Raw genomic sequence first — 16,120 nt, forward strand, 5'->3', positions numbered from 1 at the left:
GATAGTCAGGTGCTTAGGCTGAAAATGTAATTTGACCTTGAGAAACAAAGAAACGTAATTTCTTTAAAAGATTTGAATGCTTCAATTACAGACAACAAAGTTTGTTGTGCAGGTGTAGAAGGCATTGATTGAGCGACCATAGTTTTAGAAACTGAAGGTTCATAAGCTAAATCAAATTTACCTGTCAACAACTTTCCAGTTTTTAAAAAATGTTTGTCTAGCAAAATAAACACCACTGTTATAGAGCTTTCCCGACTGCTGGCAGAGATATTCTAATACTGCCTTTGTTTCATCATCGGGGGACAACAAAACTTGTTGTACTCCCATTGACTTTTTAACTTTAGACATTGTTTGAACTGCAATGCTGTGATAATATAATCATATCATATCAATATTAGATTGTCATCATGTCTAGAAAAAAAGGTACTATTATTTATTTGTCCGAAGAAGACAAAGCAAAGCTAGAGAAGATTGCCGTAAACTGGGGGGTATCTCAGTCATCGGCTACACAGAGACTAATTAGAGAATATAAACTAGATTAGAAATACTACAGCGGTTAAAACCGCTCGTGTCGCTTCCCTCTCAGGGCTAAAGCCACTGAGTTTCCCACTTACCGCGAGGTTTTATGAAAGTGATACCTTAATGTCTCTTGACTCTTTAGAAGATGCTATACCATACTATAGAGAAGACTAAACCTATTTTATTACCCGTAACCATTATCTCTAGAAATTGGTTAATTTTATTCAAAGCAAGATTGTATTGTTGAAAATCATATTCCTTTTTTGGCGTTGCTGAATTAGGGTATGAAATTCAAAAATCAATGATTTCAAACTCTTACTCTCTGTGACTGGAGCGCCTCTGCGTGAAACAAAATCATACTCTTCATCAGCAACGCCCCTTTTTTCTTTAAGACTTTATCCGGCATTGAGCCTATCCGAATTAATTGAAGAATAAAAATCTTCCAGTCGGCTTCAGCCGACTTTCGCTATTAGACTGGGAATTAATTCTCAGACTATTAACCCCCAGAACCTTCTACCACCTCTAATAAACTCCGCAACATCCAATAAGCAGAAGTACCACCGGGATCTTGATGTCCGATACTGCGATCGCCTAAATAACTCGCTCTCCCCTTTTTTGCTAACATGGGAATAGTATCTTTTAATCCCTGTTCTGCCGCTTGTACAGATGCCTGTAAGGATGCTACAATATTTAAATTATTTCTAATTGCTTGTTCAAAAGCTGTAACAGCAGGAGATAATACATCCACCATTGTTTTGTCTCCCAATTGTGCCTTACCACGCTCAATGACACCATCTAAACCAGATTTTAGTAATTCCAGCATATCCTCTTCTGCTAATGCTTCCTTGCCAGCGGTGGCTGCACTAGCTCTTAAAAACCACGTACCATACAAAGGACCACTTGCACCACCAATGCTAGAAATCAAGGTCATGCTTACAGTTTTGAAAATGCTGCTAATATCTTGATCAGCAAAATTGGGTAAAATATTAGTAATTTTTTTAAACCCACGATCCATATTACTACCGTGATCAGCATCACCTATGGCTGCATCTAATTCTGTCAACTTTTCTTTATGATGCTCAATCACATGAGCATATACTTGTAACCATTCAATAATTTGCACCTGAGTAACCATTTCAAACTCCCCAGCGTAAACTTGGCGTTTTGACTGGTGCATCCCAAAGACGAATCATCTCATCATCTAATTTTAGCAGTGTGATGGAGCAACCTTGCATATCTAATGATGTCATGTAGGGGCCAATTAGATTCCGCACGATTTGCAGTCCTTCCAATTCACAAATTTCTGCGAGTTTGCGATAGACAAGATAGAGTTCCGCAATGGGAGTCCCACCCATACTATTAACATAAGCGAGGAGGCGATCGCCTTTTTGCCAGGGTTTATTTAATAGTTCCAAATCTCTCCATTTACCAATTTGATGATCCCATTCTCGCACTATGCGCCGATAGTTTGTATCATTAATAATAGAGTTTGCTAAAATCTCTGTAATTTCATCACCTGATTTCATGGGAACTCTTTCTTTGCCAGGTTCTCCATGAATACCAATTCCTAATTCTATTTCATCTTTACTCAAGGTAAAAGTAGGTGTTCCTTTGGCGGGAACTGTACAAGAAGTCAACGCCATACCCATACTTCTACCGTGAACATTCACCTTTCTACACAAATCTACTAATTGGTGTAAATTATACCCTTGTTCTGCGGCTGCTCCACAGATTTTTTCTGCTAATACTGTTGTTCCTACACCCCGGCGGCCTTGGGTAAAAAGACTATCTTTGACGGCGATATCATCATCAATTAAAATGTTAACGGCGCAGATACCTTGACTATGAGCTAATTCTATAGCCATTTCAAAGTTCATCACATCACCGCTGTAATTTTTCACAATATACAAAATACCCGCACCACCATCTACCTGTGTTGCGGCTGCTAACATTTGGTCAGGGGTGGGTGAGGTGAAAATTTCTCCCGGACAAGCAGCATCCAGCATTCCTAAACCGACAAAACCGCTGTGCATTGGTTCATGACCACTACCACCACCGGAAATAATGGCGACCTTTCCCTGGACGGGTGCATCGGCTCTATAGACAAAGGTAGGCTCATAGTTAACTTTAATTAAATCGCTATGAGCTAACATCATCCCTTGGAGACTTTCCCTCACAAAGTTTTCTGGTTGATTAATCAGCTTTTTCATAGTGGAAGTCTGCTACCAATGACTAATTACCCAATTGTCGCTGTAATTGTTTGAGTTTTTGATATATTTCTGGTAAGCGGCTATAAACTGCTGATACTTTGAGGTAAAGTTTGTGGGGTATGGCTGGACTACCTGAGACAATTTCTCCTGGTGCTATATCGCTGTGAACACCACTTTGAGCCGAAGCGATCGCCCCATCTCCAATTTTGACTTGGTTGGCTATTCCCACTTGTCCTGCTAAAATTACCCGATTTCCAATCTTCACACCTCCAGCCATGCCTGCTTGACCTGCTATGGCGCAACCAGAACCAATTTGAGTGCCATGTCCTATCTGGACTAAATTATCAATTTTAGTATTTTTACCAATTCTCGTTTCTCCCACTGCGGGACGATCTATGGCTGTATTACAACCTACTTCTACCCCATCTTCTAAAACAGTGTAACCTGATTGTTCCATTTTCAACCAACCTGTCCGGGTAGGGACAAAGCCGAAGCCTTCTGCACCAATAACAGCACCGCTATGAATCATACAATCTGCACCGATTTGGCTGCGTTCGTGGATGGTACAGTTAGCGTGTAAGGTAGTGCGATCGCCTATTTTTACTTCTGGATAAACAACGACGTTGGGGTGAATAATTACACCATTGGCAATTTCTGCACCTTGAGAAATGACAACATGAGCGCCAATATAGACATCATTACCAATTTTGGCGGTGGGGTGAATAACTGCGGTGGGGTGAATTTCTGGAGTGGGTTGATATGGTTGATAAAAAAGAGCGATCGCCTTGGCAAATAATAAGCGTGGTTCTGGGGTTACTAACCAGGCTATACCCCTCTGGGTGGCTTGAACTTGTAATTTTTCATCTTGAGGTAAAATTAAAGCACTAGCGTCTGTAGAGGCTATTAAAGAGCCAAATCTTGTTCCTTCTACATAACTGATAGTGCCTGTAGTAGCTTCATCTATGGCTGCAACTCCCATAATGTCTAAATCTTGCTCTGGGTTAGCAGTGAGGCTGTGGGAAGTTATCGCGTCATTTAATTTGCTGATAATTATGCTGAATTTCATGATTTGATTCTGAGAATTTCAGGGTGATAAAACTCATCATGCCTTGATCCGGTCTTTTTTGTTCACTACTTCAGGATTCAAATAATATTCTTCAGCATGATAGAAATAATTGCTAGATTCATTTTGCTCAATTACGCCATTAACCAGTAAACCCAAAACATTATAGCTAGGAGATTTGAGCATTTCTTTCACAGTATTGGCACTAGTATAATCTACCACTCCAGGTCTAGCTACCAGCAATATACCATCCGTCATTTGACTTAGCGTCAGTGCATCAGCCCCAATCAATAGAGGAGGAGTATCAATAATTACGTAATCATATTCTTCTGAAAATTCTTCAATTAGTGTAGCCATACGTTTTGAATCGAGTAAAGCCAAAGGGTTAGGGGGTCTCATTCCGGCAGTTATCACATCTAGATTCGGCATAACTTGAAAACTAATAGCCTGAGATTTTTTCTGACTAACAAGTAACTCACTTAAACCTGTTAAGTTAGGTAGTTTCCAGAAAGAATCCTGAGAAGAAATTCGCATATCTGCATCCACAAGTAAAACTTTTTTCCCTAATTGAGCTAGTGCTGTTGCTAAATTAGCTGATACTGTAGACTTACCTTCGTTAGCAACTGAACTTGTGACGATAATTGTTTTGATTGTCTTATCTGAACTCAATAATCGGAGATTAGCTTGAATCATCCGGTACATTTCACTAGCTAAAGAGTAAGGCTGATCTCTGACAACAATCTCGTAGCTTGCTAATTTTTTAGCAACTTCACGAGAATTCAATTTTTTGCCTGATAAGGGAATCTTCCCCAATACAGTATATTTATAAATATCTGTAATTTCTTTCAGAGTTTTTAGAGAACTATCCCTCATCTCTAAAACTAGAATAGTGGTAGTAGACAAAAACAGTCCTAACATCATGCCGAGTGCCAAAACAATTTGTTTTTTCCCTGATATTGGCTTTTTGGGAACTTCAGCTTCAGCAATAATTCTGGCATTAGCTGTATTTTTATTTTCTGCTACCTTTAATTCTTGAACTTTTTTCAAAAAAGTTTGATAGCTAGATTGGGCAACTTCAACTTTTTGTTGTAGATTATTATGTTTTTGTTCTAAGTAAGGTAATATTCTCACCCGTTTTTCATAAGCAGTACGAGATTTAAATAGGGAAGCCAATTTTTTATTCAAGCCAAATTGTTGAACTTCTAATTGCAGAAAATCATTAATCAGGCTTTGTCTAAGTTCTCCAATTTGGAATAATCTTTGAGGAAATTGAATTTGGCTACCAATTGTTTTTTGAATTTCTTGTTCGAGAAGATTACTTAAATTAGCTTTTTTTGCTTCCAGATTAATAATTATGGGTGTGTCAGCTAAAAAACGGCTACGCTCAATTGCTAACTGCCGTTCTAGTTCTTGTAGTTGTTGTAGAATTCCCTGTACTGCTAGTGACTGACTTAAGGCACTTACGGCAATTGCCTCTTGGGAATTTTGTCCTAAGCTGTCACGCAGTGCATTACTTTGGGCTTTTAAATCTTCTAGTTGAGCCGTAATCGTATTAATCTGCTCGGTTAAATTGCTAATAATAGTAACGGCTGATTTTTTTTCTTCTGCTAAATCTACAATTTTATACTCCTGCCTAAATTTGCGTAGAGCGATTTCCGCAGCATAAACATCAGATTGACTTTCAGGAAGCTGCTTAGTGATAAATGCCAGAGTTACTTCTGCCTCAGAGCGATTTGTAAGAATACCATTTTCTAAATATAAATTCATTACTGTATTGACTACTGCTGCTGCTTTGTCAGGGTATTGACTGGTATAGGAAAGTCGTAAAACATCTGTACCACCAATAATTTTTAACTTCAAACCTTCTGCTAGGTCTTCAATTTCTAGGGGTTCACCTGTTTTGTTTTTGAGTTGTAGTTGGTCTATTGTCTGCTGCAAGATAGGAGGAGAATAAATCACTTCCATCTGAGTATTGATAGGGTTTTGAGTTGATACGAGAGATGTTAAATCGCCTGTTGATCCTTCATCCAATTTACTAGGTAAAAGATTAGATCCTAATACTTGAAAAGAGGGGGCTTTGAATAATAGTTTTCCTTCTGCTTCGTAAGATGGTTTGATAAAATTTATAGCTATGGCACTCAGAAAAAATGTAGCTAGAAAAACACTGGCAGCAGGGGTAAATTGCCTTTTTACAACTAATAAATAATGACTTGGATCTATATCAATGGCTTCTCTAGATTCCATAGAGCTTTGGGACATAATATAATATTCAAAAAGCTAGGTTTAAACAAAGTGTTCAACTAAATTTCTATTGCTTGAAAGTAGGATCAAATATTTGTTATTAATATCTATCAATAATCCTATTTGATAACATCATAGACTTTCTCTGTTAAAAAAGGTTCAAAATCCTCTCAGCGTTTGGGACAATTATCAAAAGCACGAGCGATCGCATTCCAGACTAATTTGCGCTGCATCTGTGCATCTAACGGTAGGGTACGGACTGGTTTGCGATCCGGTCTAGGTTGAAATTCACCAAGCCATGTATATTTATCGCTTAATCCCCAAGTAATTACACCAATGACAGCTTTTTCATCTAGAGCTGCTGAAAGATAATCTTCATAAGCTGCGGCCACAATGCGATCGCGGACTTTAATATCTATGGGCAGATTTTTATCTGTCACATCCAATTCTGTAATCATAATTTTTAAGCCCAAACTAGCCACATCTCGCAGAAATTGGCGTAGCTTTTCCGGGTTAAATTTTCTGTTACTACCTGGACTTAAATGTGCTTGAGTACCAAAAGCATGAATTGGAGTTCCTCTAGCCTTTAAACCTGTTAATAAATTCAAAACAGCAGTTCTTTTAGCGTCAGCTTCCGGCGTATCGTAGTCTAAACCAAATTCATTATAAACTAACAATGCTTTTGGGTCATACTCAGCCGTGAGACGAAAAGCTAAATCAATGTAATTCGTACCCAAAGAGTTTAACCAAGGAGTGATTCGCAAACCATCATCCCTACCATCTTTTGGTTCTATAGCTTCATTTACCACATCCCATGAATGAATTTTTCCAGTATAACGTTTAACAACGGTTTGGATATGGTTTTGTAATAACTGCTGTGCATTTTTATTATTAACTGTCTCCTTAAACCACTTGGGTAAGGACTCATGCCAAACTAAAGTATGCCCACGCAACAGGAGTTTATGAGTAGCAGCAAAATTAGCTATCCAATCAGCATCAGTAAAGTCAAACTGATCAAATCCAGGACGAAGCATTGCATCACCAGCAGTCCATTTAAATTCCCATTCTGGGACAAACATACTACAATTTTCAACTATAGCAGCTATATAGGCCGGATCTGATGCAAGATATTTTTTGGTACTAGCTGTCCCATAAATCAATCCTTTCTTAGCAGCACGTTGCTTTAAAGAAAGCTCCTGAGAAACTGTAAAATCTCTTTCAGGATCATCAAGTGTTTGTATTTGCTGATGATGAGAAAAACCTCGACTTGTTGCCACTGCACTGATAGCTGCTAAACTACCTAAGCCGAATAAAAGGCTGCGTCTGCGAGTTAATTTTAAGATATTACTCATTTTATTTTTGATGATTTTTCTGATTGATTTGCGATTAGCCCTTCATTAATTCGTTGTTTGAACACCCGATAAAGAAATAACGGATTGCCTACAACATAACGTTCCCAAAGACGAGTAGGTTCAGTGATTAAGCGGGTTAACCACTCAAAGCCATTATCAGTCAACCAGCGTGGACCACGATATACGGAGTCAGTATAAAAATCTAAACAAGCTCCTAATGGTAAAAACACGCGAGTTTCTATTTGATTACAGTTATCCAAAATCCATTTTTCCTGTAATGGCATCCCGAAACCAATATATAAAACGTCAGGTTTAAATTTATTAATTTTCTCAATTACTGCATCATTTTCACTACCATTTTTGTCAAAATAACCGTGATGTCCTTCTACAGATAAATTAGGTGCGATCACTTGTAATTTTTGAATTGCTTTATCCGTAACTCCAGGTTCACCAGCAAGCAAAAATAAAGAAACATTCTTTTGCTCACAAGCTAAGGCTAAATTTTCTATATAATCAGGACAAGTCATACGATGTCTGGATTCAATCTCATATCCTAGAATTTTTGCCCCCAGGATGACACCAGTTCCATCGCAAAATACTAAATCAGCATTATTCATGAAATCTCGATACCAAGGCAATTGACAAGCAAAGTTCATCCCTCGCACATTTACGTGTCCTATGATTGTTTTCTTATCAATCTTTCCAGCTTCTACAATGTATTTAATTAAATCTTGTACCGTTAATTTATGAAATCTTGTATTTAAGACATTGATTTCGGGAAAAGTTTGTATTGTCATAGTATTCGCCAAAATTAAATCAATTAGAAACAGTTTACAGTTATTTCAGTCTGTTAACTCAATACAGATTGATAAATATTAGATAAAGAGACAAAATAATTTTTGACATCAAAAGGCTTGGTACTATTTCTAGCATTTTCACCCAATCTCCTTTTTAATTCTTGATTAGCGAGTAATAATTGCATTGCTGTTGATAATTCTTGAATATTGCCTGGTTGCACTAACAACCCGTTTTTATGATCAATAACTAACTCAGGAATACCTCCCACTGGTGTAGTAATTACAGGCAATCCCCAACTCATAGCTTCAAGTAGTGCCATAGGTAAACCTTCGTTATATGAAGGCAATACAAAAACATCTGCTTTTGCCAAAAGTTCATCCCGTTGTCGTTCGTTTACCCAATCCAAAATAGTAATATATTCACTTAAATTCAGCTTTTTAACTATATCTCTAGCTTTTTCTCCTTCTCCATCTCCGGCCATAATCAATTGTGCATTTTGTTTTTGATCTGTAGGAATAGCAGCAAAAGCATCAATTAAATCAAATGCTCCTTTGCGTTCTCCAATCCTTCCCAAAAATAAAAAATTAACTTTTTGAGATTTAATCCGTTGGGGAATTTCTAAAGGAAATTTCACTGGATTAGGTAGAATAACTACTTGATCTACTTTCAAACCAAGATTTTCCATATAGAATTTTTTCCAACTTTCGGATAAAACAATAAAGCGAGTTGATTTGCAAAATATCCAACTTAATCCGACTTTAATAATTTGCGGCAAATTGGCGTAAAACACATGAAAATCAGCACTATGAGTATGAATAATTACTGGTTTTCTCAGTAGCCAAGCAATCGTGGTAGTAAATGCTTGACGAAAAGCACTACCTCGCTCGGAAACATGGATATGAACAATATCAGCTTCTGATTTTAAAAGTCGCCATGATAATAATAGTAAAGCTTGAATAAATACGAATATTTTACGTATTGTTGATCCATTTGGCAAAGTAGATATATGAATAATTTCGATTTCCGTAGGAGCTTGTTTCATGATTAATTTTTCGACAGAAACTATCCCTCCTTGTCTATCTAAACTTTCACCTAACATGAGAATTTTTAATTTCTGCATAATCCAACTGTATTTATTTTCTATTAAATGCTGAACATTTTATCCTATAGGACTGCGCTCTGCGCTTAAAAATAACCTACATATCTACCCCCCTTATTTCTTTATTGCCTGTTGTTTGTTGCCTATCAATAGCCTCAGAAATATATATGGATGAACTTATGTAGAGTATCCAAGTAAGACTATTTGTTTCAAGTAAATTTGTTTCAGTCAAGTTAGCAATAATTAAAAAAGATGTATGTAATAAAGGGTATAAATCTACAGATTGGCTAGTGATACGCACCCAATATAATGATTGTAATAAACTGCGCCTAAATCCTAATAGAAATATCCCTAAGCCTAAGAGACCTAAATCTAGCCAAAGAGCTAGGAAACCATTATGAGGGTGGGTTGGTGTCCATCCAGAGCCACGCCAAATGTAGGCAGATTCACCATCCCACCCCTGCCAAAAGCCACCGTAACCATAACCTATCCAAGGATGTTTCCAAATCATGTCCATTACCAATGGCCACAATTCTGTTCGTCCAGTTAGGGTTGCATCTTTACCGATTGAGGCAAAAACAACCGAGGCATTATTAATAAACCAAAAATATAAAATTTGTCCTAAAGTGAGGATCATAGTTAGCATTGGTAGCATCAATAAATAGGGTAGACGCAAATTCTGAAAAATAAAATATACTAATGCTAAAATTAATATGTTGAGAAGAGATGAACTTGATGCAGCCATTAGGATAAGCAGGATTGATAAGCTAAAACCTATCCACATCAGTAAACTATGCTTTTTACTCTGATAGGCAAGGATTAAAAAAACCATACAACTATATACCATCCTTGCTCCTAGACCATTTTTATGTAGAAATACTCCTCGCCACTTTCCTTGATGAATACCTCCCATGATCCCATATTTTGGTAATGCTACAGCAAAAATAAAACTCAATACGACGATAATCCCATATGTCCAACCCAATAAATTCAGTTGCTGCTTTAAGGTGTAACGGGAAGCAAAATAAAGTCCAAATAAGCTAGAACCAATCAGGGTAATACTATCTTTTAATGTTGTTCCTTTCTCAAAAGACCAAAGCATAGAAATAGCCGCAAGCACAACTAAAAGAAAAGCCAGCGGTCTTTACTCAGAAAATAAAGCGTACTTTTTCCAACGTAAACCCAATAGTAAGAAAGTAACTATATAGATTAAGAAATTAATAATCCTAATCAATGAACTATCAAACTCAACAAACTCATTCTCCTGCGCTCCTCCTGATAGAAGGAGAAGCAGAATTGCACCTGAATAAACTAACAGGACTGCTACTGTAAATCCCTTTTCAGCAAAAACTAGTAGCTTGTTCATAACTAAACCTCATGCAGGCTAAAACCATAAGCTTGGACAATATTGGCGGAAAAACTCAGATATAGATATCAAGAGAAATAGTAAATGCACTTAATTCCTGAATTTTGTTGGATTTAAACTGGCTTTTCACACTCTCCAGTTTTCATCAAGCTGGACATGGTTTCTACCAGAAATTATCAAAACTTGTACTCATAAGCCCCAATATCATAACCAGTACCAGAGGGACGAATACTTCCGGAAAAATCGGATGTTAAACCTGTCCGCACTAAACCCTTATTAATTGCTGGACTAGTTGACTGAAGTTTGAAGTCGTTTACAGAAGGATTCACAAACTTCGGATCAGCAACTATATCGTTAGTTCCTTTAACTGATATTAAGGTACTATTTGCGTATAAGTTATAGTTGACTGTTAGGTTTGTATTATTCCAGCTAAAATTCACATTCTTATTCGGAAAAGCATAAAGAATGTTACTAAGGATTTTGACATCAGATGTTGAATTAGCCGTTATTTGCCCTCCTTTAATAATTTCTGGACTTTGGTTATTCAAGTAATTTGTATTATGAACAATATCTATATGTTCACTTAGATAAGTAGTAATACCCGCTCCACCATTCTTGTATGTGAGATTGTTTTCAATTAAAGTACGCCCAGTATATGCACCCAAGGTAGAGTTATTTTGAGTATTTTTGGAATCATCAATAATGATGGCATGACCATCTGTAATCTTTCCAGTAGCAAACCAGGGAATGTATTGGCGATTGTTGTAGATTTTGTTTTTCCTGACAAACATTTTGTACCCTGTGTTGCTATCAAAACGCCAATTTTGCCATAAGGAAATGGCACTATTGCCATAGGGTGAGTACCAGGAATTATTGAATACTTCATTACCTTCAATTGTCACATAGTCTGTTCGAATGGCTGAAATGCCGCCACCGCCGCAGTCATGAACCTTATTATTAAGAATACGGATGTGATGTGGATGACCATTTTTGCGTCCATCAATACTGATGCAGTTTCCACTTGTGAGAGGATTGGAAGTATTGGTTTTCTGACTCAAGGCATAATTAAGAGTGATATTAGCATTGTTGCCGATCACTTCAAGACCGTTAATTTCAATATAAGATGCTCCATCTTGAATCAAAATTCCATGCCATGCGTTGTGTTGAATTTTCGGAAAATGTCCAGGAAATGCTTTATAAGTAATCCATGCACTTGCTGTTCCAGAACGTGTAATTTTTACTACTTGTCCTTGAGAAGGCGTATTTTTGTATATGCCATTCATAATGAGAACGGTGTCACCAGGGTTGGTGAGATTTGCTGCCTTTTGTATAGTATTAAAGGCAGAGGTGGTAGAGAGTCCAGTATTACTATCGCTGCCAGTAGCACTGACATAGTAGGTTTTGGGTGTAGTTTGGCTGTATAGTGTCGGTTTAGTCAATAACTGACTTGCTTTGTCCAAAACAGAGGTGTTTATTTTGTCTCCGCTTACTATTGTGCTAAGTAGACAAGGGAGCAAAAGGGATGCTGTCAAACTGAGTCCAGGTGTTGCCATAAATAAAGGAAAGGTAAATTTTCTACTTACGTAATACTACTATAGAGGATAACAAGAAATTTTACATTACTTTTTCCATTTTTATGGCTGTGTGATATGTTTCTATTGTTTTCTCAGCAATATTTGACCAGTTTAAATCTTGCTGAGAACGAGCTAATGCGGCAGTCTGCATCTGATGTTGTAAATTGCGATCGCTCAATAAATTAATAATCGCATCAGCCAAAGCTTGGACATCACCCGGTGGAACTAAAAATCCATCTTTTTGATGTTGAACTATCTCACTTAATCCTCCGATATCAGAGGCCACAATTGGTGTTCCCATACCATAAGATAATGCGGCTACACCACTTTGGGATGCTTCAATATAAGGTAAAACGGAAATGGTACTGCGTTGGAATAATCCCGCTACCTGTTCTAGAGGAATAAAATCATTTAATAGTTCGATGCGGGTACTGTCATAACCGCTGGGAAAGTATTGTTCAATATTTTCTCCTCTTCCAGCAATAATTAACTTAACTTCAGGAATTTTGGCAGCAATTAAAGGCATTGCTTCTATGAGGTATTTTAAACCTTTGTAAGGCCAAATCCGCCCAAAAAACAGCAATGTGTATGGCTCTCTGGCTACATTATTTTTCCCAGATCGGCGTTGATATAAACTACCAAGCTCTCCATGCGGTATAATATTAACTTGTTGCTGTGAGACTTGAAAATTTTTAGTCAAAGCATCTTTGAGAGACTGAGTATGGACAATTAGTTGTTGAGAACGCTTGAAAGCAATACGCTTGGTGTATTCTGAACCAAATACACTTTGGCGATCGCCTGGATGACGAAATACATCATGAATGGTTGTTACCAATGGTGGCATTTTGTTAAGAAATAATGTCAAGTCATACCAAGGATCGTTAGTCTCTTGGACGTGCAACACATCTGGTTTTAGTTCTTTAATAATCCGCATCATCGCTGCCATAGACAAGAGATTTCGCGGGTCTCTAATCCTGGGCTTAGGAAAGCTAATTGTGCGAATACGGCTATCAAGATTATTCCGGCATACAGCAGATACTGTTTCTGGGTGAATTAGTGTTAAATCAACATATTTAACTAGACTATTAGCTAATTCAATGGTGTAGTCTTCAAAGCAAAAATGTAGCAAGGCGATTTTGAGCATAGATAATCCTGAGTTATTAGTTTACATAAACCTATTTAAATATTTTCAAGACAGCAGGTTTGAGAACTTTTGAGTAAAACCGAAAAGCTACACCTTTGAAGATATTTCTATCTATTTCTTTGACAAACTCTTTAGATCGAAATTGAGCGCTCATTAGTTTAATACTATTAACTAAATCATAACGGTTTTGTTTTTCAAATAATTCGACTAAATCAAGATAGTAAGCTTCTTCGTCAAAATGCTGAACTTTTGATTTTGTTAATAAAAGATCTCCAGAAATATCATTATTTGGGAAAGTTTTTGCCTGTTCTAACATCCCTAAAGCAGCAAGTTGAGCCATTGTAGCCACGCATTTTGGGCATTCACCACAGTTTACATATCCAGTCGGCAAATTTAACTGGTCGCACACCCTGAGAGTTCGCATAGCTATATCCCATCCAATAACTAAGTTAGTTTTAGAGAATCGGGAAAGGGCAATATATTCATGGCGAATTGTTAAATCATAACTGCTATATTGGGGGTCAAGGAGGGGGTGTGTTCCCCAAGGTTGTAAGTAAGAAATTTCATCGCTGGAACTAATAGCAACGCTGGCTAGTCTGTTGCTGAAAGCATGACCAACAGAGGCTAGTGCTGCACTAGTATAATAGTCTTTCCAGAATTCTATACCACCTTGTTCTATATCTAAATCTTTAACGAAAGCATAAAGGTTTGTATAAACAGGAATGAGGGTAAGTCCAGCATCTTTTTTAATCTCATTAAAAGAGATGTATGCTTTTTCAAAGTTTTCTAGAGTTGTTTCCGAAAACCCATAGATAAATAATCCATCTTTGATTGATCCAGGATGTTCTAAGGGGTAGTTAATCCGGTTAAGTCGTAAAGTAGCTAATGTATCAATACCTCCTGTAAAAAATATACCTGCTCGCTTAGATGTGGCTGGTGTTGGTACGCTGCTGCTGATTTTGGCTTCGATCTTAACTCGTAAGCGATCGCGTTTGTACCAGGTTGTAACCAAAGCCATCGCTGTTTGTAAATTTTCTAGTAACTGTGGGCAAATTTCCTCATCTATAAAAATCCTTTCTTCTCCATAGTAGAAAGCCACCATTGTGCAAGCGATTAAAAAACTATGGGGATTGCATGATAGGTCTTGAGCATACTCTTGGGTAGTGGCAATATAAATTTCTTGGGGTGCGCGATCGCGATCTTCCCAGACTACAGTCGCCCTCACCTGAAATAAATCACCTTTTTGTTCACTCGTTAAATTAATAATTTTCATGATCTAAATTTATACTTTGTTGAACACTTTTTTCCATGTAGCATTGACACCGCCTAGAGCCTGAATCATCAAACCGCCAGCGAATAAACTATAGGCAATGGTAGAAATTATCACATTTAATATTAAGTTGAAATTGAACTTTTGCAATACAATAAATACTAATGCTATCCATAGAGTAATTATGAAGGGACGAAACATTATTTTCTCTACATTTAATCTTAAAATCCGACTATAAACCGCATAAATAAGTATAGTACAAGAAGCAATTGTTCCTACTACTTCCATTAATGCCGCACCCATTAACTTATATTGAGAAATTAGTATTACACCTGATACTCCTCCGATAAAAGTTGTAGAAATCGTTTCAATGAGATTAAATTTCTCCAATCCATAGGCTAAAAGTAGATAGTTAAATATTCTGACAACCGGATATAAAATTAGGGCTAATGAACTGATCTGTAGAGCTAAAGTTGCCTGATTAAAATTAGAGTCTTGATAAATGAACTTGAGTAAATCTCCTCCGATAAAGAAAATTCCTACCACAAATGGTAATACCATTCCCATGAGGACTTCAATAATGTTTTCAGTGACTTGCCGTTGATTTTCCTTGGGTTTGTCTACTGCCTTGGTCATGCTGGGAAAAACAGCCAGACTTAAACTATTCACAATCATCATCAAGGGCTGTTGTAGTTGTCCAATAGCACCATAAATACCAACCATAAGCTCACTGCCTAAAAGTGAGATAATGAGGATATCTAATCTACTAGAAACTATGCCGACTGCATCAATAGCTAAAAATGTGCGAGCAGATTTTAATAGTTGCCATATAAAATCTTGGTCAATATGCCATTTGGGTTTAACTGTTTGGATAATTAAAATCCACTGAATTACAAAAATAAAGGTTTCAGAAATTACAAATATTCCAGCTATATAATTGATTCCATACTTCAGAGACATACACCATATCATTACCAGCAAACGGAGAATATAAATAGGAATTGTAGAGATAGCAATTAAATTCATTCTCTCTTGTGCCTGAAAAATTGCCTCCGTGATGTTAGAAAGGGCAAAAGGAATAATTGTTAAGCCCAATATATAGCAAACCATCGAGGTGTCAGGATTATAGGGTAGTATAAACACCATAACTACCAGTGCGATATAACCGATAATACTTAACAGAAATTGTAGGAAAGTGCCACTAACTAGATAAACTGGCATTTCTTCAGGATTGCGAGATAATTCTCGTGTAAATAAGGTTTTAAGACCTTGTGAAACAATGCTGACAAAAATCAAGTAGTAGCTGAACGCCAAGAGATACTGCCCTAATGCATAAGCTCCTAAATTACGAGCTATCGCTGCTGTTAGTAAAAAAGTGCTAATACTTTGTACTAATCGGTTCAGCAACAATGCAAAAGTATTTTTTGCTAGTTTGTGTTTTCCCATTATGTTTGATTAATTCTTACTTTATTTAGATAATTTAG

The 16,120-nt window shown here is 37.0% G+C and carries 14 protein-coding genes and 1 pseudogene; 1 reads left to right on the forward strand and 14 read right to left on the reverse strand.

All coding sequences use genetic code 11. The features are described 5' to 3' along the window. A pseudogene (locus FJR38_RS29310) lies at window positions 1-327 on the reverse strand (RNA-guided endonuclease TnpB family protein); the annotation flags it as partial. Between the two features lie 80 nt (window positions 328-407). On the opposite strand from FJR38_RS29310, the gene FJR38_RS27720 reads away from it, so the two are divergent. After that, entirely contained in the window at window positions 408-542 is a 135-nt protein-coding gene (locus FJR38_RS27720) for a ribbon-helix-helix protein, CopG family (protein ID WP_168498751.1), read from the forward strand. Between the two features lie 473 nt (window positions 543-1,015). Here the strand turns inward: FJR38_RS27720 and dhaL are convergent, their stop codons facing one another. The 13 genes from dhaL to FJR38_RS10555 all read right to left on the reverse strand — a co-directional run bounded on the left by dhaL (window position 1,016) and on the right by FJR38_RS10555 (window position 16,082). Beyond that, window positions 1,016-1,654, reverse strand: a complete 639-nt coding sequence (gene dhaL, locus FJR38_RS10500) for a dihydroxyacetone kinase subunit DhaL (protein ID WP_168537232.1) — start codon at window positions 1,652-1,654, stop codon at window positions 1,016-1,018. Window position 1,655: 1 nt separating this feature from the next. After that, complete coding sequence (dhaK, locus tag FJR38_RS10505; protein ID WP_168495668.1) at window positions 1,656-2,729, reverse strand: dihydroxyacetone kinase subunit DhaK; 1,074 nt, start codon at window positions 2,727-2,729, stop codon at window positions 1,656-1,658. 22 nt (window positions 2,730-2,751) lie between these two features. Further along, window positions 2,752-3,795, reverse strand: coding sequence for a UDP-3-O-(3-hydroxymyristoyl)glucosamine N-acyltransferase (gene lpxD / locus FJR38_RS10510; RefSeq protein ID WP_168495670.1), 1,044 nt, complete (start codon window positions 3,793-3,795; stop codon window positions 2,752-2,754). 36 nt (window positions 3,796-3,831) lie between these two features. Next, window positions 3,832-6,051: a polysaccharide biosynthesis tyrosine autokinase gene (locus tag FJR38_RS10515; RefSeq protein WP_168495672.1), complete on the reverse strand. Its 2,220-nt coding sequence runs from the start codon at window positions 6,049-6,051 to the stop codon at window positions 3,832-3,834. Between the two features lie 152 nt (window positions 6,052-6,203). After that, a complete protein-coding gene (locus FJR38_RS10520; protein ID WP_168495674.1) occupies window positions 6,204-7,385 on the reverse strand; it encodes an endo-1,4-beta-xylanase in 1,182 nt (393 codons plus the stop codon). Next, on the reverse strand, window positions 7,382-8,182 hold the full coding sequence (locus FJR38_RS10525) for a WecB/TagA/CpsF family glycosyltransferase (protein WP_168495676.1): 801 nt from the start codon (window positions 8,180-8,182) through the stop codon (window positions 7,382-7,384). Before FJR38_RS10525 ends, FJR38_RS10520 begins: the two co-directional genes overlap by 4 nt. A gap of 53 nt (window positions 8,183-8,235) precedes the next feature. After that, on the reverse strand, window positions 8,236-9,303 hold the full coding sequence (locus FJR38_RS10530; RefSeq protein WP_168495678.1) for a glycosyltransferase family 4 protein: 1,068 nt from the start codon (window positions 9,301-9,303) through the stop codon (window positions 8,236-8,238). 76 nt (window positions 9,304-9,379) lie between these two features. Next, complete coding sequence (locus FJR38_RS10535; RefSeq protein ID WP_217360001.1) at window positions 9,380-10,384, reverse strand: O-antigen ligase; 1,005 nt, start codon at window positions 10,382-10,384, stop codon at window positions 9,380-9,382. Between the two features lie 42 nt (window positions 10,385-10,426). Continuing rightward, entirely contained in the window at window positions 10,427-10,648 is a 222-nt protein-coding gene (locus tag FJR38_RS27725; RefSeq protein ID WP_217360002.1) for a hypothetical protein, read from the reverse strand. 176 nt (window positions 10,649-10,824) lie between these two features. Next, window positions 10,825-12,108, reverse strand: coding sequence for a choice-of-anchor Q domain-containing protein (locus FJR38_RS10540; protein ID WP_254445287.1), 1,284 nt, complete (start codon window positions 12,106-12,108; stop codon window positions 10,825-10,827). A gap of 154 nt (window positions 12,109-12,262) precedes the next feature. Beyond that, complete coding sequence (locus tag FJR38_RS10545; RefSeq protein WP_168495684.1) at window positions 12,263-13,366, reverse strand: glycosyltransferase family 4 protein; 1,104 nt, start codon at window positions 13,364-13,366, stop codon at window positions 12,263-12,265. Between the two features lie 31 nt (window positions 13,367-13,397). Next, a complete protein-coding gene (locus FJR38_RS10550) occupies window positions 13,398-14,639 on the reverse strand; it encodes a hypothetical protein (RefSeq protein ID WP_168495686.1) in 1,242 nt (413 codons plus the stop codon). A 9-nt stretch (window positions 14,640-14,648) separates the two neighbouring features. Next, window positions 14,649-16,082 (reverse strand): oligosaccharide flippase family protein, encoded by a 1,434-nt coding sequence (locus FJR38_RS10555; RefSeq protein WP_168495688.1) that lies wholly within the window; start codon window positions 16,080-16,082, stop codon window positions 14,649-14,651. Between the last annotated feature and the right edge of the window lie 38 nt (window positions 16,083-16,120).

The sequence above is a fragment of the Anabaena sp. UHCC 0253 genome, from assembly GCF_009712085.1.
GTDB lineage: Bacteria > Cyanobacteriota > Cyanobacteriia > Cyanobacteriales > Nostocaceae > Dolichospermum.